The following is a 20,566-nucleotide window of genomic DNA, read 5'->3' on the forward strand; positions in this document are numbered from 1 at the left end:
AAACTAAAGAATAGAGATATGCAATAAAGGTATACAGGTTTAATGCCAAAGATCAAGCAACAGCATGCGAAATATCGATAAAATAAAACAATGATTTCATAAATGTTGTTGAAACCGTTGTCATTAAGCGCTTGAATAGCAACATTCGATTTTGACAAAAATAACTGAGTCATGACAACACAAGCTTCAGGATGGAAATCTGCTTTTACTGCATTTTTAGACCGACGTGCGCTGATTATGCTTTTTCTTGGCTTTTCGGCCGGTATTCCAATTTTACTGATCTTTTCCAGTTTATCGCTTTGGTTAGGTGAAGCAGGAATTGATAAAAGTGCAGTAACTTTTTTTAGTTGGGCTGCACTTGGCTATTCGTTTAAGTTTGTTTGGGCACCCTTAATTGATGAGTTGCCTGTACCATTTTTAACCAAACAACTCGGACGTCGCCGTGCATGGTTGTTGATCGCTCAGGTTCTCATTATCTGTGCAATTTGTATCATGGCATTTTCAGACCCAGCTTTAGGGCAAAGCTATATTTACCAAATGGCTGCTGGAGCCGTATTACTTGGTTTTTCTGCCGCAACGCAAGACATTGTGATTGATGCGTATCGTATTGAGTTGGCAGAAACTGAAATGCAGACCGTTTTAGCTTCGACCTATAATGCAGGTTATCGTATCGGCATGATCGTGGCAGGTGCAGGGGCGTTATTTTTGGCTGCATATTTAGGCACGGCCAAAGGTAACTATATTTATGAAGCTTGGAAATATACTTACCTTGCAATGGCTGCTGTGATGGTTATCGGTATTATCACAACTTTATCGATACGTGAGCCGCAAGTTGACCGTGTACAAAAGCATTATAAACGGACCGACTATTATCGTTTAGTCGCTGTATTCTTTGCTGCGGTGGTTGCCTTTGTCTTGAGTTATATCTATTCAGGTGTAGCGGTTGAAAGCTTGAAAGAGCAGTGGCAAATTTCAGACTCATTCGCCTTGTTCTGTTTAGAGGCTGTACGCTTTATTGGTTCAGCTGTGGTTGCTTTTGGTGTCGGTTCTGTTTTAGTGAAATCGGGTGCTGTGAATAAGCAGATGGCATTTGAAACTTGGGTTAATCCAGTTGCAGATTTCTTTAAGCGTTATGGTCTAAAACTGGCTTTAGTGTTGTTGTTACTTATTGGTTTTTACCGTATTTCCGATATTATCGCCGGCGTCATTTCTAATGTGTTTTATCAAGATTTAAACTTCACCAAAGAGCAGATTGCCGAAGCTGTAAAAGTCTATGGTGTGATATTTAGCTTGGTTGGTGGCTTCCTTGGCGGTTTGCTAGCGCAGCGCATGAACATTATGAAATTGATGTTTGTTGGTGCGATTTTAGCAAGTTCAACAAACTTGATTTTTATCGGTCTGGTCAAATCAGGTCAGCCATTGAGTGATGTCACTGTCAATGTAGCAGGGCAGCAATATACAGCGACGCCGGATGATACGGGTGCTTGGGCAGTTCAAATTCCAAAAGCAGTCTTGGCTGCAGATCAAAATATTAAAGTCAGTGCGGATTATCAGTCTAAGAATCAACATCCAATACAGGTGAGTTTGCCGTATCTGAATAATGCTTTTGCAAACTCAGCAATGATGTTGTTGCCAGTGACTTCAGATAACACGATTTCAGCTCAAGAGACTGCAAATAGTATCGTGGTCCGTGGACAATACTTGGCAGGCGAGTTAAAAGAAAATCAAAAAATTCAAATTATTTTGGATGCTAAACCATTCGACGCGAAGCTTGATAAAACCGGTGTTTTTAGTGCTGCAATTCCAGGGCAAGCGCTCGAAACAGCAAAGCAAAAAACATTAACGGCTCAACTGCTAGAAAATGATGTAGTGAAAAAGAGTGTCGATTTAGCATATCAAGTGAATACAGCGGCCAATATGGCGGGTGTGCTTGGTGTTGATATTCAACCGATTAATTTGGCTAGTGCTGAACAAAATGTGGACATCAAAGGTAAGGTCATTAAGCCTTATAGTTCGCTGTGGCTATATTTCGCGATCATTGTCGATAACTTGGCGTCAGGTCTTGCAGGCGCGGCATTTATTGCATTTTTATCGAGCTTGACCAGTGTTTCTTTCACAGCGGTTCAATATGCCATCTTTAGTTCATTAATGACTTTAACCCCTAAAATTTTAGGCGGTTACTCAGGTACGATTGTGACCAATATCGGTTATCCAAACTTTTTCTTGATGACGACTTTAATTGGTATTCCGATTTTAATTTTAGTGGTTTGGGTCGCCAAACTATTGAGAGAACATGAACAAAAATCCAATTCATAATTCAATTTAACTTAAAAAAAGCCTATTCAGTTTGAGTGGGCTTTTTTATTCTAAGCTGTTGAATAGCCTAAGCAGGTCTACGGTTTTGGACAAGGATATTTGAAATAAGGCGGTATATGTGCTCTAGACTTAAATTGAACTTTGCATGTTAAATCCCTATAGTATTCAAACATAATGATAGATTTAGGAAACTCGATTATGCGCATGCTGCATACCATGTTACGTGTAGGCAATTTAGAGCGTTCATTGGCGTTCTATACTGAAGTACTCGGTATGACTTTGCTTCGTAAGCGTGATTATGAAGAAGGTCGTTTTACTTTGGCATTTGTGGGCTATGGTGATGAAGAAAATCATACCGTACTCGAGTTAACGCATAACTGGGATACGGAGAGTTATGAATTGGGTAACGCTTATGGCCATATTGCTATTGCAGTAGATGATGCCTACAAGGCTTGTGAAGAAATTAAAGCACGTGGCGGAAACGTGGTACGTGAAGCAGGACCAATGAAAGGTGGTGTGACCGTCATTGCCTTTGTTGAAGATCCCGATGGCTATAAAATTGAGTTGATCCAACAAGACTCAAATGCACGAAATAATTAATGTGCAATCATTAATATAAAGTCATCTGTAATTCTGAATATTCTTATTTATAAATTTTTTTGCGTTGAGCTCACTATCAACGTTTAAAATAATGAATATATCGGAGAAAAGCTGGCTTTATTTATATGGCCCAGTAAGATGAAATTTACTCAATGGTAAATTTAGCTTATTGGGCATTTTTGTGCCGATGAGCTTTAAAGGGAAATTTGTACAGGATGTTGTTATGCTAAAAATGTTGGCTTTGGATCGTTTTACCATTCTACTTTTTGTAATGGTCATACTTGCGACTTTTTTGCCTGTTAGTGGTCAAGCTGCAGAAATCTTTGGCTATATTACCACGGCTGCAATTGCCATTTTATTTTTCCTCCATGGTGCAAAGTTATCTCGTGAGGCTGTGGTTGAAGGCATTATGCACTGGAAGTTACATGCTTTAGTTTTTGCTTTTACCTTTGCATTATTTCCATTACTGGGTTTAATGGCGAAACCAATCCTCGTGCCGATGTTAGGGCAAGAGTTGTATTGGGGCTTTTTGTTTATGTGCTTTTTACCTTCGACAGTACAGTCTTCTATTGCATTTACTTCGGTAGCACAGGGTAATGTTGCTGGCGCAGTCTGTAGTGCATCATTTTCAAATATTATTGGGATGTTTATTACCCCAGTGATGGTGGCCTATTTTATTCTTGGTCAGTCACAACATAACTATGATCCGACGGCATCTATTATCCAAATTACCCTGTTATTACTGATTCCCTTCATTTTAGGGCAGCTCCTCCGTCCTTGGGTGTTTCCTTATATGAAGAAAATGCCAAAAATCGTGAAGGTATTTGATCAGGGCTCAATTTTGATGGTGGTCTATGGTGCATTCAGTAGTGCAGTGGTGGCAGGGCTATGGCATCAAGTGAGTGGTATGACCTTATTCCTATTGATTGTGGCGTGCTCTGCCTTGTTAACGATCATTATGTTATTGGCGCTATATGTACCACGTTGGTTGGGCTTTAGCCGAGCTGATCAAAAGACGATTTTCTTTTGTGGTTCTAAAAAAACCTTGGCGAGCGGCGTGCCCATGGCACAAATTTTATTTATTGGGCAGCCGATGGGGATGATAGTTTTACCGATTATGATCTTTCACCAAATTCAGTTGATGGTCTGTGGTGTGATTGCCAACCTTTGGGCAAAACAAAGCCGTGGGCAAGAATAGGGCGAGATGAGTACGTCCTTTTAAAATACCTTATATAGATGAAAAAAAATCATGAAAATTAAAAGAGGCTTCTTCATTTTATTCTTGGGTTTGAACACAGTCGTTCATGCTCAAGAGGATTTATCTTTAAATAGTAACCGTGATGTCATTGAAAAAATGCCGCTCATCAGCCTACAGTCAATGCTAGATTTTTGTCGTGATCGACAACCACAGATCAATACGGAATTAGATCAGGCTTATCAAGCTGCAAAAACTTAAATTAATTGCTGCAGTTCAGGCTATCCGTTTTAATGGTGTAGAGCCATTAAAGGCAAAAGATGTTGATCTGTCAGTCGATGCACAATTTAAACAGCAGCTTCAAAGTATTTTAGAGGGTATGAGCAGATCATTACAGTCAGTAAATGCTACGACGTTTTGTCCTGCATTTATTGAAAGATTAAACCATTTTGATCAAGCCCAATTTCAGCGTACAGTCGAATTACAATATCAGAAATATTTAGAGCAAGCTCAACCTAAAGAGTAGAGCGATTCAGCCTTGAATATCTATTTATTAACATTAAAAAATCAGCTATAATTTGCCCCAACTTGTTGTGCTTAGCTCTGACGGTATCCGTCTCGGTGGGCCAAAAGAATGGTCTGTTATGGTGTTGGTCTGCTTTTTTAAGCCTTCCTTGTAGCGATACAAGAGTGATCAATTGCGATGACAGCTAAACCTTCTTAAATCTTAGGAGTAATCGACGATGCGCGCCGATATTCACCCAAAATATGAAACTTTAGTTGCTACATGTTCATGCGGTAACGTAATTGAAACTCGTTCAGCTCTTGGTAAAGAAACTATTTATCTAGACGTATGTTCTGCTTGCCACCCATTCTACACTGGTAAACAGAAAAGCGTTGACACTGGCGGTCGTATCGACAAATTCAAACAACGTTTTGCTGGTATGTCACGTTCTATCAAACGTTAATATCCAAAACGAAAAACGGGCTTTATGCCCGTTTTTTTGTGCCGATAAAAAGATAAACCTTAAATCGGTAATGTTCAGAACTTTATTGGTCCTGAACATCGATGAGATGGTCGAGTTTCTTCTGGAAATAATCACCTTGAATAAAACGAGCTTCGACATTCCAAGCATTGGCAAACAGGGTCATGTCATTTAATTCACGTAGCATGATTTCAACAGTTTTGATTTCATGATAAGTGGTAATTTTTTCTTGGAGCTCTTGGCATGACTTATCGTTTGCAAGCATTTTGGTCAAACTTGAATCTAATGTTAAGCAGTGAACATCCATTTGACGTAATAATGATTCACTAAACATCGAATGACCAAAATTGCGTAAAGCCAGTTCAGCACCATTTTTACGAAGTTCAACAAATGCTTTTTGAGCGGCATCGATATTGAGCTGAATGTCTTCTTCTGCAAATTGTAAAATTAACGGATTTTTCAATTTACTACGAATAATCGTAATCAGTTTCGAAATAAACTCAGGGAAGGTGCGGTCGCTATATAGCACTTCTTTGTTCAGGTTAACGATTAATTTAGCTTCAGGGAACTGAGTGATGAAGTTGTGTAGCTGTTTACACGATTCAACCAAGATCCAACGATCCAACTTAATGGATAGCTCTGAGTCTTCAGCTAACTCACGCAGTTGGGCGATATCTTTCCATTTATTTTCAAAAATAAAGCCGCTGGTTACTTCATAAGTATAAAGATGAGAATCTTCTTTATCATACAGTTGTTGATATTTAAGATGAATTTCACCGCGTTCTAAGCAGTTGCGAAGGGCCTTAATAACAGGAGCTTCATCACTAACGACAATCGGTGCAATTTGCGCTTCTGGTGTACCAAAATCCAAACTTGGAATATCAATTTCTAATGGAATCGTTAAATCGATTTCAGGCGCTTGTTGGTTGGTAGGTAGCGCAGTATTAAAGGCTTTTGCAACAAAGGTTTCAAAATGTGCTTCATTACGAATATCGCTGTCTAAAACACTGTATCCCATGCGTAAATTTAATGGATAAGTTTCATTATTTACACTGAGTAATTGAGGTTTGCTCAGAGTGTTAAGACCAATCAATTTAGACTCAAGTTTGAGCTGATTATCTGCTTGGAATAAGGCAACCATTGCACCATTGTCTAAACTAAATAATGGAGCATGAGTCTGATCTTTCAAGAAGTCTTTAATATTGGTGAAATAGCTCTTATAGGTATTCCAATCTTTTTGAAAAATCGCATCTGAGCAAGAAGCCAACGTAAATAGAACTAATGCATTTACATTGGCAGGTTGTTGGCCGATGGTACGGTTGAGTTGTTGAAAAGCTTTTGGTTTTTGTGGGCTGGATTCAACTGGCGCGGTGCTTACAGCATTGCTGCTTTGACTGCCAATTTCAATTGCGAGCTGTAAAGCATCTTCTTCAGCCGCAGCAATAAATTCGAGTTTTAGTGGGTTTTGCCCAGCCACAGCGATATTTTGCGAATCAAGATCAAAACGTCCTAAGTCGAGCTGTCCTTGACTGATTTTTTTAAAACGTTGTTTAAAGTCATTGAGGTCAGAAGGTTGTAATAGATCGAGCAGGGGCAGACCAATTACATCATCTTCATTTTTTAGACCAAATAAAGTGAGATATTCAGCATTGGCTTGAATATGAATACCTTCTTGAATCACGGCAACCGCTTTACGACTATCTTCAACTAAAGACTGGGTTTGAATCTGAGCCGTTTCAAGCTCTTCCATTAAATGCTGTTGAGATTGTTGTAGGCGACTAAAAGACAATGCACGAATTAAACCAAAATAGAAACTTTCAGGTTCAGCAATATCGACGATGTCATAAATTCCTTTTTTGACTAAACTTGCATATTGTTCAGCTTGATAGTCTTCAGGTTTAAGTAAAATAATCGGTAAATTCGGTTGGCTCGACAGTTGAACTAAACTTAAAGCTTGTTCATATTTTAAATCATAAGCACGTCCAAAAATGATCAAGTCCCAATTGAGATTCAGCTGTTTTTCGAAATTTTGTAAATCATCAAGTAATATGGCATGAACTTGATGTTCGCTGTCTGTCAATAAATCACGTATCTGGTTAAAACGTATTTGATTATCATCAATAATGAGTAATCGAGTTTCCGTACGTTTTAGTTTTTTGGATAGTAATGGATTTCTCACTTTAATGCTTCCCATAAGTCGTTATTTTTGATCTCATTGCTCTGTTTCGCAATATAGTCTTTAACGACATTTTCTTGCTCTTCATTCAATAATTCATATTCAAAGCGAATAAAGCTTTGCGTCACCAACTGCGCTTTGGTGAGATAGACTTTGATGTCTTCTTTGCCTAAGCGAAGGTGGATCGTTTGTTTCTCTCGGAAGAGATTTGCCCCAGGTAAAATTAAGGTCGTAGACACTTGATCAAGTTGTGTGGTCTGTACCAATAAAGCAGGTTGATGATTTGTTGTATTGCGGTCGGTACGGATATGGGCTGAACATGGATACAAATCTTGAGCCAGTACTTCGAGACCCAATTCCAAACTTTTTTCAGTCGATTGTTTGATCCAACGAACAACACCGCCACGCCATTGGCTTTGAGCATTTTCTTGGATCAAAATAAATTCGCCGGTTTTTAAATTGGCTGGGGTAGGGCCAGTCCATTTAATGCGATAACCATTCACACTAATATCTAATACGTCAGCGGTATGAATCTGTTTTGCTTCACGATCTAGCGCTTTCGCATTAGTCATGCCTGTTGGCATATTTGAATCATGCGAATTGACAAAAGAGGCTTCATTGTGGAATTGATAATTGCCTTCTAAATCTAAAGTTTCGTGGAAGTTTTTACCTTTAGAGAGATAGAAATGCGCCACCATTAAGCTAAAGCAAATATTAATTTGCGCAGAATATTCATAACGCTCATGACGACGTTCAGTGTTATTGGTCAAAATATTATGAATATGGAAATATAGCGCTGGAGTTAAAAATAACTTTTCATTTTTAGATAAATAATTGGCATTTCTAGTTTGCGTTTCGGTCAAATGATCGAGCAAGTTTTGCGTTGAAATGTATACATTGGCTTGATAAGACCGATCTTGTTTTGAGTTATAAATCGGTGGGTGATCTTTTTTCGTGTCTACAATATAGCGTGAAAGCGTGGTTTCTTTCGGTAGGATTTGAACCAATTTTGCCCAGTCAAAGCTACATAAATACAAGCCTTGGATTTCAGCAGGGCGAATCTGATGATTATTGAAAATATCTAATAAGATTAATTGTGCATAAGCTTGAGCAATATTTGCAATTTGATGTTGAGTACCCAGTAACTGATTGACATTACTTTGATAGAAATTGTGTTCAATGGCACATTCAATCAGTTGATGTGCCGCAATCCATTGACCCGCCGTCGGTGTGGCATACAACATGTGTTGTTGATACAACAACAGTGTCAGTTGTTGCAACGCATAGTAGATTGATGCAATTCGAGCGGTTTGTAAGCTTTTTTTATGGCCGAATGAAAAGATCGAAAACTTTTGTTGATTGAGCTGCTGATTACATCGTTTGGCAATATCAATATAGATTTTGGCAAAGTGACTGCGTAAAAGCATTGCCAATTCAATGATTTGGTCATTACGATCCGTGGTAATGAGGCTTTGATTGGTAAAGTGTTTTTCTAAGCTCGTGAGCACACTTTCCATGGTTGGATGTAAAATTTGAACCAAATCAAAACGTAGCATCTCTTGGCATTTCAGCTCGGAGATTTCAAGTAAGGCATTGAATAAAGCTTTAGATGAGGTACCCAATTGTAAAATTGAAATACCGTTTAACCACTCTTGTAGACCTTTAGTATTGGTCGGACAAAAGCTTAATTTATCCAGCTTTAATTCAGTCGGATTGTAAAACGTATCTGAAGTATGCGTGGTCATCTTTATTATTTAACTCAAAAAGTTGAAGCCCCAAAAAGCGGTGTCTTGTTTTTTTCGCCCGCTATTTCCCGTACAAGTTTAGGAACCAAATAACCTGGTAGGTTCTCTAAAACTTTTTTATAAATTAAATCAATATCCTGAGCTGGTGTATCAAAATGATGAGCACCTTTTACTTTATCCAGAACATGTAAATAATATGGCATTACACCTGCGTCGAATAAGCGGTAACTTAAATCGACCAATACATCTGCAGAATCATTAACCCCTTTTAATAAGACTGCTTGGTTCAGCACGGTGATTCCTTGTTTGACAAGCTGTTGAAGCTGGCTACACGTGAAGTCATCTAGCTCTGATGCATGATTTGAGTGTACCACTAGAATAATGCGTAGCCTACTGTTTTTTAAAATAGAAACCAGCTCTTCATCGACACGGTTGGGGATTACGATAGGAACTCGTGAATGAATTCTCAAAAATTTAATTTGTGGCAAAGTCGATAAACGTTCAATCCACACTTGAAGTTTACGATTTGATAGTGTGAGCGGGTCTCCACCACTTAAAATCACTTCATTAATATCGGATTGTTGTTCGATATATTGCTTAATGTTTGCCCAATCGTCATTTTTAGGCAGGTTTTCTTGGTAGGGAAAATGTCGGCGGAAACAATAACGGCAATGGACCGCGCAGGCGCCGGTTAAGGTCAGTAAAAATCGAGACTTGTACTTATGTAATACACCAGGCTGTTGGTTGGCTTGTTCTTCACCTAATGGGTCGGTAACAAAACCGGCGTGTTCTTCAAGTTCCAAATGATGCGGTAGGACTTGGAGTAAAAGCGGATCGAGCGGATTACCTTTTTGCATTTTTTCGACAAAAGCGCGCGGCACGCGTAGGCGAAACTCATCTGCTGCGAACTGAGCACCTGATAATAACTGATCATGCGAAAGTTCTAATACATCGAGTAATTCTTGAGGATTTGTAATCAAATCACTCAATTGAGTTTGCCAGTTTTGCTCTTGAAATAAATAGTTTATCATGCCGAATGTTTAAAAAATGCAGAAAGGTGAGTGGGGAATATTGCTAAAATTAATGCGTCGAACTTTGAAGTGTAAGCTGAAATAATTCCGATAAAGCTTACAACGGATGAAGCCTACGAAACATTTATTAAGTTTCAGTAAACAGCAATTTTACCTGTTTGTGGGCATTGTATAAACAAAGTTCTTTAATGTCTGAGTGTAAGTTAAGCAGCTTGACCCCTTTAATGGGGATTTTTTCGTTGCGACATGGTGCATTGGTCATTTAGAATACGCAATATCACATTAATGTGCATGTGGCAGCCAATGTTACAGTCAGTACTTGCTAAATGACATGTTACAGCCCATAGCATCTATAGATTAAAGTTAGTAAGTTTGGAGTGAGCCAGTCATGGCCTATTATTCTACGAATGATTTCAAGTCAGGCCTTAAGGTCATGCTTGACGGTAACCCATGTTCAATCATGGAAAACGAATACGTAAAACCAGGTAAAGGCCAAGCTTTTAACCGCGTAAAATTACGTAACCTTAAAACTGGTAAAGTTTTAGAAAAAACTTTCAAATCTGGTGATTCACTAGAAGCTGCTGACATCCAAGAAGTAGAAATGAACTACTTGTATAACGATGGCGAAATGTGGAACTTCATGGATCCAGAATCTTTCGAACAAATCACTGCAGACAAAGTTGCAATGGGCGACGCTGCAAAATGGTTGAAAGACGACTCTAACGAACTTTGCACAATCATGTTATGGAATGGTGTTCCTTTAACTGTGAGCGCGCCAAACTTCGTTGTATTAAAAATCGTTGAAACTGATCCAGGTGTACGTGGTGATACTTCAGGCGGTGGCGGTAAACCTGCTAAGCTTGAAACTGGTGCAGTAGTACGTGTTCCATTATTCGTACAGCAAGAAGAAAGCGTTCGTGTAGACACCCGTACTGGTGACTATTTAGAACGTGCATAATGGTTTAAAAATAGACTATTATCGAAAGGGATGAAGTGATTCATCCCTTTTTTTATACCTATTGGTTTAAATTTTTATGCCAAAGTATTAGATGAAAAAGCCCATAACAGGAGTAGAGTTTCAAGGGAAGAAACAGCAGTACCTCGAACAAGAAAAATCAAGCTGATTTATTTCAACATTTATGAGGGATTGAGATGGAAACCATTCAACCGAAGTCAGGAATGGCTTCAAAGATTATCTGGCTGTTTGTAGCCATTCTAGGTGCCGTTTCATTCGGTATACTAGCACTCAGTCGAGGCGAGCATGTCAATGCAGTTTGGCTGATCCTTGCAGCAATCTGTGTGTATAGCATTGCGTATCGTTTTTATAGTTTATTTATTGCCAATAAAGTCTTTGAACTGAATGAGCGACGTTTAACGCCTGCCCATCGCTTAGCTGACGGTTTGGATTATGTGCCAACCAATAAAAGCGTTCTATTTGGTCACCACTTTGCCGCGATTGCAGGTGCTGGCCCTTTAGTCGGTCCGATCCTTGCTGCACAAATGGGCTATTTGCCGGGAACAATTTGGCTCTTGGTGGGTGTTGTTCTCGCAGGTGCGGTTCAAGACTTTTTAGTCTTATTCATCTCGACGCGTCGTGATGGTCGTTCACTCGGTGAAATGGCAAAACAAGAACTTGGCTCATTTGCCGGAATCATCGTGATGCTCGGCGCATTAGGTGTGATGATCATCATTCTAGCGGTACTAGCTTTGGTGGTTGTAAAAGCGTTGACCAACAGTCCGTGGGGTGTCTTCAGTATCGCGGCCACAGTGCCGATTGCGATTTTCATGGGTATCTACATGCGATTTATCCGTCCGGGTAAAATCGCAGAAGTGTCGATCATTGGTTTTGTACTGATGATGGCAGGGATTATCTATGGTGGCGACATTGCACAGCACCCATACTGGGGTCCATTCTTTACTCTTTCAGGTACTGAACTAACTTGGTGGTTGATTGGTTATGGTTTCGTAGCTTCTGTATTACCTGTTTGGTTACTGCTTGCTCCACGTGATTACCTATCTACTTTCTTGAAAATTGGTGTTATTGCAGGTTTGGCAATTGGGATCATGTTTGCATTGCCTGAAATGAAAATGCCAGCGGTGACGCATTTTATTGATGGTACAGGTCCTGTATTTGCAGGCTCAATGTTCCCATTCTTGTTTATTACCATCGCCTGTGGTGCGATTTCAGGTTTCCATGCGCTCGTTTCTTCAGGAACGACACCGAAGCTTGTGAATAATGAAAAAGATATTCGCATGATCGGTTATGGCGGCATGTTGATGGAATCTTTTGTTGCGATCATGGCATTGGTCTGTGCAACGATTCTTGAGCCTGGTGTGTATTTTGCGATTAATGCGCCAGCAGCTGTGATTGGTACAACGGTTGAGTCCGCTGCAGAAGCAGTTCGTACATTAGGCTTCGTGGTAACACCTGAAGCATTGACCTTACTTGCACAAGAAGTGGGTGAAAATTCGATTCTGTCTCGTACAGGTGGTGCGCCAACATTTGCGATTGGTATGGCTCACATTATTACGGAAATTTTCAATAACCGTTCAATGATGGCATTCTGGTATCACTTTGCGATTCTATTCGAAGCACTCTTCATTTTAACTGCTGTGGATGCAGGTACGCGTGCATGTCGTTTCATGGTGCAAGATACAGTGGGTATCGTGGTTCCTGCGGTTAAGAACTCACATAACTTCTTCGGAAATCTGTTGGGTACCGCTGTGGCTGTCGCAGGTTGGGGCTTCTTCGTTTACCAAGGTGTGGTTGATCCGCTCGGTGGTATTAATAGCTTATGGCCGCTATTTGGTATTGGTAACCAAATCCTTGCTGCGATGGCATTGATCTTGGGTACAGTGATTTTATTCAAGATGAAAAAACAAAAGTATGTTTGGGTAACGATTATCCCAACAGTATTCTTGTTTATTACTTCAATGACCGCTGGTTGGCAGAAGATTTTCCACGAAAATCCAAAGATTGGTTTCTTGGCTCAAGCAGATCGTTTTAACGCAGCCATTGCGAAGAATGAATTGTTGGCACCTGCGAAAACCATGGCTGAAATGCATACGGTTGCATTGTCGAATCAAATCAATGCCGGTCTTTGTGCATTCTTTATGATTGTGGCATTTGTGATGTTATTTGCAGCGATTGGTGTGGTGCGTCGTGCTTTGGCAAATCCAAATCCATCGGTGAATGAAGCAGAAGCGATTTACCGTGACCCAGCTGAAATTAATCCGTCGAATTCAGCACATTAATAGGGGAATATGAATGAACCTGAAGTTTGCAAAAAGTGGAAAAACGGTGATTTATAAAATCATTAAAATGACCATTATGTCGCAGAAGGATCTAATTCTGAACCCGAAAAATTGGTCACGTATTGCGACGTTGTGGCAACGTTTACAGCAAAGCTTCCGCCTGATGGTGGGTGTGCCAGATTACCAAAACTATTTGGAACATATGGCAAAACATCATCCTGATTTGGAAGCGATGGATGCAAAAACATTTTATCGTCACTGTGTAGATGCACGTTATCCATCTACGGGCGGTGACATGAAGAAATGTCCTTGCTAATGCTTTGACTTGTGCTAAAAATCCAATAAAAAAAGCGTTCTTCGGGACGCTTTTTTTTTGCTGAATTGTGATCAGTCGAAGCGAAAACAACGCTTTTGTATACCCAATAAATATCAAGCGTATGTATTTAAAGTATTGAACTGGGTATTGCTTGGAGATAAACACTGTATTTTTAAATAAAACACTGTATTTTAGTCATTCATTTAACTTTTTTATTGGGGAATAAAAGGTGTTGTGGGGATCAGAGAAAAGCCAACAAAATATTACATCAACGCTTTTAAGTGAGCAGAGCCTTGCACCTTTTTACCCGAAAATAAATACTTTCCTCGAACAAATTAACCAAATTATTCTGGATAAAAATCAGCAAACCAAATTGGCTTTAGCTTGTCTATTGGCAGGCGGGCATGTGTTATTTGAAGACTTACCTGGTTTAGGAAAAACGACATTATCTAGCGCCTTGTCACATTTGGCGGGATTAAAGTTTCAACGGATTCAATTTACCAATGACATGCTGGCTAGCGATGTGATTGGGGTAAATATGTTTAATCAAAAAGAACATCATTTTGAGTTTAAATCTGGGCCGATTTTTACCCAAATTTTATTGGCAGATGAAATCAACCGTTGTAGTCCAAAGACCCAAAGTGCCTTATTAGAAGCCATGGAAGAGGGGTATGTGACGGTTGATGGTGTGCGCTATGCTTTGCCTCAACCATTTTGGGTGATTGCGACACAAAACCCTTTATTTCAAAGTGGTACTTATGCTTTGCCTGAGTCCCAGTTGGACCGGTTTTTAATGCGTTTGTCTTTAGGTTATCCATCGCGTCAGGCAGAGAAGTTATTGCTCCAACAAACTTCACGCCATGATCTGATTGCAGCATTAGCACATATCTTTAATGAAGCAGAAATTTTACAACTACAAGGTTTTGTCGAGCAGATACATCTGAGTGATCGTTTAATGGATTACATTTTGGATCTTGCTGCTGAAACACGTAAAGGGAGACATGGTCTTTCTACGCGTGGTGTTTTAGCCCTCAAAAAGGCGGCGCAAGCTTATGCGCTGATTGAGCAGCGAAATTATGTGAATCCTGATGATGTGCAAGCGGTGTTTGCAGCTGTAGTATCTCATCGAATTGGATTGTCAGATCTTGAAGCCTCTAAGCTTTTAGAACAAGTTTCAATTCAATAAAGGAGTTAAACCTTGGCTTCGATGTGGCAGCAATGGATTGAACGTCGATTTAAAATCGATCAGCATAAACAGCTGACTCAAAAAGATGTCTTGATCTTTATCTATCAGCAAGGCTACTTGTATTTGGTGTTAATTTTCATCACCTTTATTGCAGGTGTGAATTATGCAAATAACTTGATTTTAGGCTTTTGCTTTTTAATTAGCGCCGTATTGTGTATTAGTTTCTATATTACTTTTAAACAGCTTCATGCGTTGCAGATTCAAATAAATGTTGTTGATATCCCGCAAGCTGGGGAATTACTTTCGGTCGAAATTTATTTTAAACAAGAGGTTGAACAGGCGCGATATTTGTGGATTAAAACAGAAAATCAGCTACATAAATTACTGTTCAATACGCAACAGCAATGCTTTCAATTAAATTTTACAACCAGCCAACGCGGTGTTTTTCAGATTCCGCCAATACACATTTATAGTATTTATCCTTTTGGTTTAGTTCGGGCCTGGACGTATTTGTATGCACAACACCCCGCGTGGGTTGCGCCACAAGCCAGTTGGCATTCCGTGGAAAATAAGCAACAACAGCAAAATTTTGAACCTGATCTTGATGAATTTCGCGAATTACGGAGTTTTCAGACGGGGGATTCACTTCATGCGGTGTCATGGAAACAAGCAGCACGAGGACAAGGCTTGTATGTCAAAGTTTTTGAGCAATATGAAGATCTAAAGAAATTGGAGATTCATTATCACCATATGCCAGCTCAAAGTCATGAAGAAAAACTTAGCCTCATGATGGGTTTGGTCGAGCAGGCTGAAAAAAATCACGATCAATATGTACTGTATTTACCTAATGCTGAGTTAGCATCAGGTACTGGAGCACTGCATTTTTCCGAAGCAAAACGGTTATTGGCGCAGGCTTAAGAGATGATTGAAAATACCATACGCCGCTCAATATTACTCACTTTAGCATTGGTGCTCATTGCACAAATGCTTTATATCCCTGTGGCGACATCATTGGTATTTTTAGTTATTTGGCTTATTTTATTACTCAATACCCGCGCCAGTAAAAAACCATTTTCTAAAATTTTAACCTATGTGCTGACATTGACAGCATTATTTAGCATTTATATAAGCCATAAAACCTTTATTGGTGTTGATGCAGGGGTTGCAGTACTCAGTACATTTTTATTTGCTAAATCTTTAGAAACAAAAACACGTCGTGATGTAATTATTTTATTTAACTTTGCGATGTTTGTGATTGCCAGTAGCTTTTTGTTTAGCCAGTCTTTTGCCATGGCATTGGTTATTTTATTGGCGTTGTTGAGCTGCTTTATTGGATTATATCGTTTACAGACCGTTGGTTTTAGCCAAAACTCAGGCGGTGAAATACAGGCGATTAAACAAGATATTGGGCATGTGGGTAAATTTATTGCCTTAGCTGTTCCATTCTTTATCTTGCTGTTTCTCTTTTTTCCACGCCTGCCGCCGCTATGGCATATTCCTATTCCTGAAAATAAAGCCACAACGGGAATCAGTGACAGCATGTCTCCGGGCGATATTGCTGAGTTATCACAGTCGAGTAGTTTGGCTTTTCGTATAATCGGTGATATCCAAGCCTTGCCACCACGTACAGAGCTGTATTGGCGGGCGATGGCATTAGATGAATATGATGGTGCTAAATGGACCAGTCATTTTTTTAACCAGAACGTTATACAGCTGAATCTAGCCGAGTTAAAACCCAAACGGACATTGAATTATCAATATTTGGCTGCCGACCCAAGTGTGATGTGGATTATGTCGTTGGAGCAATCCGTTCCCAATGAAGCACGTTTTGCTTTAGGTCAAGATGGTCGAATTACACCCTACCGATTAACAGCACGTACGGAGCCGATTCAACTGAAATGGTTAGGAAGTGCAGAGCCGCCACAAATAAAAAATGTGACTTTACTTGAAAAATTAAACACTCGCTATGTTGAAAACTTGGATGTTCAATCACAACAATTGGCCCAAACTTTATGGCAGCGAAGTCGTCAAAATCCTGAGCGTTATATTGCCGAAGTTTTGCAATGGTATAAACAAAATCGCTTTGCATATACCTTAAGCCCAGGTGTATTGGGGCAAAATCGGATAGATGATTTTTTATTTGGATCAAGAAAGGGGTTTTGCGAACATTTTGCATCGAGTTTTGCAATGTTGATGCGCTATGTGGGTGTTCCATCGCGTATTGTTGTGGGATATCAAGGTGGTCAATTAGCACCAGATGGGAAAAGTTGGGAGGTTCGTCAGCTCGATGCACATGCGTGGACAGAGGTTTATGTCAATCAACATTGGCGTCGAATTGATCCTACAGCCATGATCGCACCTCAGCGTATCGATGGTGGGATGCAGGATTATATGGAACAAGATCGGACAATTTTTGGGAGCCAGCAGTCTACTTGGGCCTATCAACAATTTTCGATGTTGAAAAAAGTCCGTGTATGGAGTGATTATGCGAGTTACCAATGGCAAAGCAAAGTGGTGGGCTATAATGCTCAATCTCAACAACAATGGTTTAAAAAGCTCGGTACAAATTCTGCTTATGCAGGTGTTTTAATTCTTATTTTGAGTATTGGTGGCATTGTAGCATTATATTTTATATGGATTTTGCGGAAAAAAAGAAAAAGCCTAAGCTCTCTTGAAAGAGAAATTGCCAAGTTTGCTAAGAATTTACCCTTGAGCCAGCAAAAAGTGGCTTCAGAAAGTTTTAGGCATTGGTTACAACGTTTGGCTGAAAATATACCTGAACAGGAAAGGGCGGCATTTGAACAAGTTATTACGTTATTTGAGCAGGAAATTTATGTAGGTACCGCGCTAAGTTCTCATGATATTCAATATTTTAAGGCTTTGCTTAAAACTTGTACGCAAAGTTTAAAAAAGTCAGAAAAGGGCTTGTCATAAAAAATAAAAATGAATATGATTCTACGCATTCTAGGTTTATAGCTCAGTTGGTTAGAGCGCTACGTTGACATCGTAGAGGTCACCAGTTCGAATCTGGTTAAACCTACCAAATTCAAAAAGCAGAATCAAAATGATTCTGCTTTTTTTTATCTGAAATTATTAGGGTCTGTTGACATTCACTGTTCATAATTAACCCTATAAAGGTAGCCATAAAAATATACAGGCTAAAGCAACAGAACTTTGATAATTGCTTTTGAGCTTGTCATATCGAGTAGCTATTCCTCTAAATTGCTTTAATCTACAAAACATATTTTCAACTAAATGCCTGATTTTATATAAATACCAGTCCATATGGTCATTGTTCGATTGGCTATTCATTTTCCTTGGTATATTCGCTTTAGTCCTTGTTTTCCTGATCTGTTCACGCAGTGATTCTGAATCATAGCCTTTATCTGCGCATACCACTTTTGTCTCTTTTAAATCTAATGTTGATATTAAATCAGGTGCAACTTTAACATCATGTGTGGTCCCATCGGTAATCATGAAATCAATAGGATTGCCATGTGCATCAACAATCAAATGTATTTTTGAGGAGTTTCCTCCTACACTTTTAGAAATAGATTGATTCGCTATGCCGGCAGAATGTTGATGAGCACGTACATGAGAGCCATCAATAAAAATCCACTCCATATCGGGGCATGAGGCTAGTAATTTGAATAATCTAAGTAACTTACCGCTGCCTGACCAACGATTAAAACGTTTGAAAATAGAGTTTGAATGACCAAAACAAGAAGGAATATCTCGCCACGGACAGCCTGTTCTAATTCTATAGAGAATAGCTTCAATAAAATTGCGTAAATTTGAGTTGTGGTGAATGGATAAATTACGCAGAATAACTTTCAACTTTTGCCAGTGTTGATCTGTCAGCATGGTACGAGGCATAGCGAATAGTAAAATTGGGTTTGGCGATTTGATTTTACTACTTCGCTATTTTTTTAAGCTAAAAGTGTCAACACACCCTAATTAAAGTGTTATGAAGACTATAGTTGAATCAAATCTACTTATATGTAAGGTGTTCTTCGCAATCGTTTTCAATCGTATTTGGCTTGAATAGATTCATATGGATTGAGTCGTAAAATCATCATGAGATGGAATTGGGTGTAAATGCATCTATGTGCAAATACATCAATTTGGATATTGATTGTTTAAGTGATTAAGCCAAACTTCTTTGGCTCATATTTCTGCGTTTATGACTATATAGCAGTGCTTTATACAATGTGTGCTTTAGCGGATTGTTTGAAACAAAAGAGCCGCATTCTATGCGGCTTTTAATTGAACAAATAAATTATGCATCTTCAGTTTCTAAAATTTCGAAGTCATGGGTAATTTCTACACCACCATCCATCAGCATTTTACTAGCAGAACAGTATTTTTCAGCAGAAAGTTCAACCGCTTTTGCAACTTGCTTTTCCTTCACGCCATGACCAGTGACTACAAAGTGCAAATGAATTTTAGTGAATACAGCAGGAATAGTGTCGGCACGTTCTGCATTTAATTCACAACGAACATCAGTAATGTCTTGGCGTGCTTTCTTTAAAATCGTCACAATATCGAAAGATGCACAACCACCAAGTCCTGTTAAAATCAGTTCCATTGGGCGCGGACCACGGTTTTCACCGCCATATTCTTGTGATCCATCCATCATAACAGTGTGACCACTTTGAGTTTTTGCTTCAAAAGCAACATTCTCTAGCCAATGAACACTAGTTTGCATTGCAAGTCCCTAAAAAAAGCTATAAATTTACGCAGTACCTGTACACTAACATAAATTGAGTTGATAAGGAATTTCAACTCTTACGTGTGACAAGTTCACTTTAGGTCTTGTGCGATCTATAAATTATCCATATTCGGAAACTGTTAGCATGACTTCAAACTTTTCACAACTTAGCACAGATGCGCTATCTCCGGGGCAGTTACCTGAGTCGGTGAAGGCATTATTAAAACGTGCATATATTAATCGTTACCCAAAACGTACAACAATCATTGATGCGGGCTCAGAATCTAAATCTTTGTATTTAATTCTTAAGGGTTCAGTATCTATCATTTTACGCGAAGATGATGAGCGTGAAATTGTGGTTGCGTACTTAAATGCGGGTGACTTTTTTGGGGAAATGGGTCTATTCGAAGCAAATGCACAGCGTACTGCAGAAGTGCGTACGCGAGATGTATGTGAAATTGCTGAGATTACCTATGAAAACTTTCATGAATTAAGTAAACAATACCCAGACTTAAGTTATGCGGTATTTGCACAGCTTGTACGCCGTCTTAAAAATACGACGCGTAAAGTAACTGACCTTGCGTTTATTGACGTGTCAGGTCGAATTGCACGTTGCTTAATTGATTTATCTTCACAACCTGAAGCAATGATTTTGCCGAATGGTCGTCAGATTCGTATTACTCGTCAAGAGATTGGTCGTATCGTGGGTTGTTCCCGTGAAATGGTTGGTCGTGTTCTAAAAACACTTGAAGAGCAAGGCATGATTGAAACTGATGGTAAAGCGATTCTAATTTTTGATGCATCGCTTGAAGATAAAAGTCAATTGGCTTCTGACGAATTTGACGACGAAGAATAATCATTCTTCTAAATAAAAAAAAGCAAACTCAGGGGTTTGCTTTTTTTATGTCTATTCATTTCTCACTAGGGTCTGTTGACATTTGTTGATTAAAAAAATAGCGAGATAGTAAAATTAAATCGCCAAACCCAATTTTACACTCGCTATGCCTCGAACAATGCTAAATGATCAACACTGGTCCAAGTTACTTGCT

18 protein-coding genes and 1 tRNA gene are annotated in these 20,566 nt (G+C 39.2%); 14 read left to right on the forward strand and 5 right to left on the reverse strand.

Going from position 1 to position 20,566, the window contains the following annotated elements:
- Nucleotides 1-171 precede the first annotated feature (171 nt).
- The 6 genes from FTU37_RS13390 (at nt 172) to rpmE (ending at nt 5,079) form a co-directional block, all read left to right on the forward strand.
- Nucleotides 172-2,316, forward strand: coding sequence for an MFS transporter (locus FTU37_RS13390; RefSeq protein WP_168377832.1), 2,145 nt, complete (start codon nt 172-174; stop codon nt 2,314-2,316).
- A 198-nt stretch (nt 2,317-2,514) separates the two neighbouring features.
- The gene (gene gloA, locus FTU37_RS13395) at nt 2,515-2,916 is read left to right on the forward strand and encodes a lactoylglutathione lyase (protein ID WP_078191833.1); all 402 of its coding nucleotides are present in this window, start codon (nt 2,515-2,517) and stop codon (nt 2,914-2,916) included.
- A 223-nt stretch (nt 2,917-3,139) separates the two neighbouring features.
- Entirely contained in the window at nt 3,140-4,114 is a 975-nt protein-coding gene (locus tag FTU37_RS13400) for a bile acid:sodium symporter family protein (protein ID WP_180026456.1), read from the forward strand.
- 51 nt (nt 4,115-4,165) lie between these two features.
- Nucleotides 4,166-4,372, forward strand: a complete 207-nt coding sequence (locus tag FTU37_RS13405; protein ID WP_180063514.1) for a hypothetical protein — start codon at nt 4,166-4,168, stop codon at nt 4,370-4,372.
- 118 nt (nt 4,373-4,490) lie between these two features.
- The gene (locus FTU37_RS13410) at nt 4,491-4,637 is read left to right on the forward strand and encodes a hypothetical protein (protein WP_180026454.1); all 147 of its coding nucleotides are present in this window, start codon (nt 4,491-4,493) and stop codon (nt 4,635-4,637) included.
- Nucleotides 4,638-4,854: 217 nt separating this feature from the next.
- A complete protein-coding gene (gene rpmE, locus FTU37_RS13415; RefSeq protein ID WP_078190165.1) occupies nt 4,855-5,079 on the forward strand; it encodes a 50S ribosomal protein L31 in 225 nt (74 codons plus the stop codon).
- Between the two features lie 82 nt (nt 5,080-5,161).
- On the opposite strand, the gene FTU37_RS13420 is transcribed toward rpmE, so the two are convergent.
- From FTU37_RS13420 to epmB, 3 genes are read right to left on the reverse strand one after another with little or no spacing between them, the layout of a single operon-like run.
- Nucleotides 5,162-7,291, reverse strand: a complete 2,130-nt coding sequence (locus FTU37_RS13420; RefSeq protein ID WP_180124487.1) for an EAL domain-containing protein — start codon at nt 7,289-7,291, stop codon at nt 5,162-5,164.
- Nucleotides 7,273-9,018 (reverse strand): GTPase, encoded by a 1,746-nt coding sequence (locus tag FTU37_RS13425; RefSeq protein WP_180040603.1) that lies wholly within the window; start codon nt 9,016-9,018, stop codon nt 7,273-7,275. Before FTU37_RS13425 ends, FTU37_RS13420 begins: the two co-directional genes overlap by 19 nt.
- A 14-nt stretch (nt 9,019-9,032) precedes the next feature.
- Nucleotides 9,033-10,049, reverse strand: coding sequence for an EF-P beta-lysylation protein EpmB (epmB, locus tag FTU37_RS13430; RefSeq protein ID WP_180124488.1), 1,017 nt, complete (start codon nt 10,047-10,049; stop codon nt 9,033-9,035).
- Between the two features lie 388 nt (nt 10,050-10,437).
- Here epmB and efp point away from each other — a divergent pair, with 388 nt between their 5' ends.
- The 7 genes from efp (at nt 10,438) to FTU37_RS13465 (ending at nt 17,849) form a co-directional block, all read left to right on the forward strand.
- The gene (gene efp, locus FTU37_RS13435) at nt 10,438-11,007 is read left to right on the forward strand and encodes an elongation factor P (protein ID WP_078190162.1); all 570 of its coding nucleotides are present in this window, start codon (nt 10,438-10,440) and stop codon (nt 11,005-11,007) included.
- A gap of 194 nt (nt 11,008-11,201) precedes the next feature.
- A complete protein-coding gene (locus FTU37_RS13440) occupies nt 11,202-13,304 on the forward strand; it encodes a carbon starvation CstA family protein (RefSeq protein ID WP_078190161.1) in 2,103 nt (700 codons plus the stop codon).
- 13 nt (nt 13,305-13,317) lie between these two features.
- Nucleotides 13,318-13,620, forward strand: a complete 303-nt coding sequence (locus tag FTU37_RS13445) for a YbdD/YjiX family protein (RefSeq protein WP_180124489.1) — start codon at nt 13,318-13,320, stop codon at nt 13,618-13,620.
- A gap of 262 nt (nt 13,621-13,882) precedes the next feature.
- Entirely contained in the window at nt 13,883-14,806 is a 924-nt protein-coding gene (locus FTU37_RS13450) for an AAA family ATPase (RefSeq protein ID WP_373686328.1), read from the forward strand.
- A gap of 12 nt (nt 14,807-14,818) precedes the next feature.
- Complete coding sequence (locus FTU37_RS13455; RefSeq protein WP_180124491.1) at nt 14,819-15,724, forward strand: DUF58 domain-containing protein; 906 nt, start codon at nt 14,819-14,821, stop codon at nt 15,722-15,724.
- Between the two features lie 3 nt (nt 15,725-15,727).
- Nucleotides 15,728-17,740 (forward strand): DUF3488 and transglutaminase-like domain-containing protein, encoded by a 2,013-nt coding sequence (locus tag FTU37_RS13460; RefSeq protein WP_180124492.1) that lies wholly within the window; start codon nt 15,728-15,730, stop codon nt 17,738-17,740.
- 32 nt (nt 17,741-17,772) lie between these two features.
- Nucleotides 17,773-17,849 (forward strand) — tRNA-Val (locus FTU37_RS13465).
- Between the two features lie 86 nt (nt 17,850-17,935).
- On the opposite strand, the gene FTU37_RS13470 is transcribed toward FTU37_RS13465, so the two are convergent.
- Nucleotides 17,936-18,682, reverse strand: coding sequence for an IS5 family transposase (locus FTU37_RS13470; protein ID WP_180124493.1), 747 nt, complete (start codon nt 18,680-18,682; stop codon nt 17,936-17,938).
- Nucleotides 18,683-19,085: 403 nt separating this feature from the next.
- Nucleotides 19,086-19,514: an OsmC family protein gene (locus tag FTU37_RS13475; RefSeq protein WP_078191820.1), complete on the reverse strand. Its 429-nt coding sequence runs from the start codon at nt 19,512-19,514 to the stop codon at nt 19,086-19,088.
- 148 nt (nt 19,515-19,662) lie between these two features.
- Between FTU37_RS13475 and crp the strand changes: the two genes are divergently transcribed.
- On the forward strand, nt 19,663-20,373 hold the full coding sequence (crp, locus tag FTU37_RS13480; protein WP_180004890.1) for a cAMP-activated global transcriptional regulator CRP: 711 nt from the start codon (nt 19,663-19,665) through the stop codon (nt 20,371-20,373).
- Nucleotides 20,374-20,566: the final 193 nt, after the last annotated feature.

Origin of the sequence: Acinetobacter sp. YH12097 (genome assembly GCF_013419225.1) — a bacterium.
Classification (GTDB): Bacteria; Pseudomonadota; Gammaproteobacteria; order Pseudomonadales; family Moraxellaceae; genus Acinetobacter; species Acinetobacter amyesii.

Coding starts and splice junctions, on each gene's coding strand:
- FTU37_RS13390 (WP_168377832.1), top strand. CDS start 172: ATGACAACACAAGCTTCAGGATGGAAATCTGCTTTTACTGCATTTTTA.
- gloA (WP_078191833.1), top strand. CDS start 2,515: ATGCGCATGCTGCATACCATGTTACGTGTAGGCAATTTAGAGCGTTCA.
- FTU37_RS13400 (WP_180026456.1), top strand. CDS start 3,140: ATGCTAAAAATGTTGGCTTTGGATCGTTTTACCATTCTACTTTTTGTA.
- FTU37_RS13405 (WP_180063514.1), top strand. CDS start 4,166: ATGAAAATTAAAAGAGGCTTCTTCATTTTATTCTTGGGTTTGAACACA.
- FTU37_RS13410 (WP_180026454.1), top strand. CDS start 4,491: ATGAGCAGATCATTACAGTCAGTAAATGCTACGACGTTTTGTCCTGCA.
- rpmE (WP_078190165.1), top strand. CDS start 4,855: ATGCGCGCCGATATTCACCCAAAATATGAAACTTTAGTTGCTACATGT.
- FTU37_RS13420 (WP_180124487.1), bottom strand. CDS start 7,291: ATGGGAAGCATTAAAGTGAGAAATCCATTACTATCCAAAAAACTAAAA.
- FTU37_RS13425 (WP_180040603.1), bottom strand. CDS start 9,018: ATGACCACGCATACTTCAGATACGTTTTACAATCCGACTGAATTAAAG.
- epmB (WP_180124488.1), bottom strand. CDS start 10,049: ATGATAAACTATTTATTTCAAGAGCAAAACTGGCAAACTCAATTGAGT.
- efp (WP_078190162.1), top strand. CDS start 10,438: ATGGCCTATTATTCTACGAATGATTTCAAGTCAGGCCTTAAGGTCATG.
- FTU37_RS13440 (WP_078190161.1), top strand. CDS start 11,202: ATGGAAACCATTCAACCGAAGTCAGGAATGGCTTCAAAGATTATCTGG.
- FTU37_RS13445 (WP_180124489.1), top strand. CDS start 13,318: ATGAACCTGAAGTTTGCAAAAAGTGGAAAAACGGTGATTTATAAAATC.
- FTU37_RS13460 (WP_180124492.1), top strand. CDS start 15,728: ATGATTGAAAATACCATACGCCGCTCAATATTACTCACTTTAGCATTG.
- FTU37_RS13470 (WP_180124493.1), bottom strand. CDS start 18,682: ATGCCTCGTACCATGCTGACAGATCAACACTGGCAAAAGTTGAAAGTT.
- FTU37_RS13475 (WP_078191820.1), bottom strand. CDS start 19,514: ATGCAAACTAGTGTTCATTGGCTAGAGAATGTTGCTTTTGAAGCAAAA.
- crp (WP_180004890.1), top strand. CDS start 19,663: ATGACTTCAAACTTTTCACAACTTAGCACAGATGCGCTATCTCCGGGG.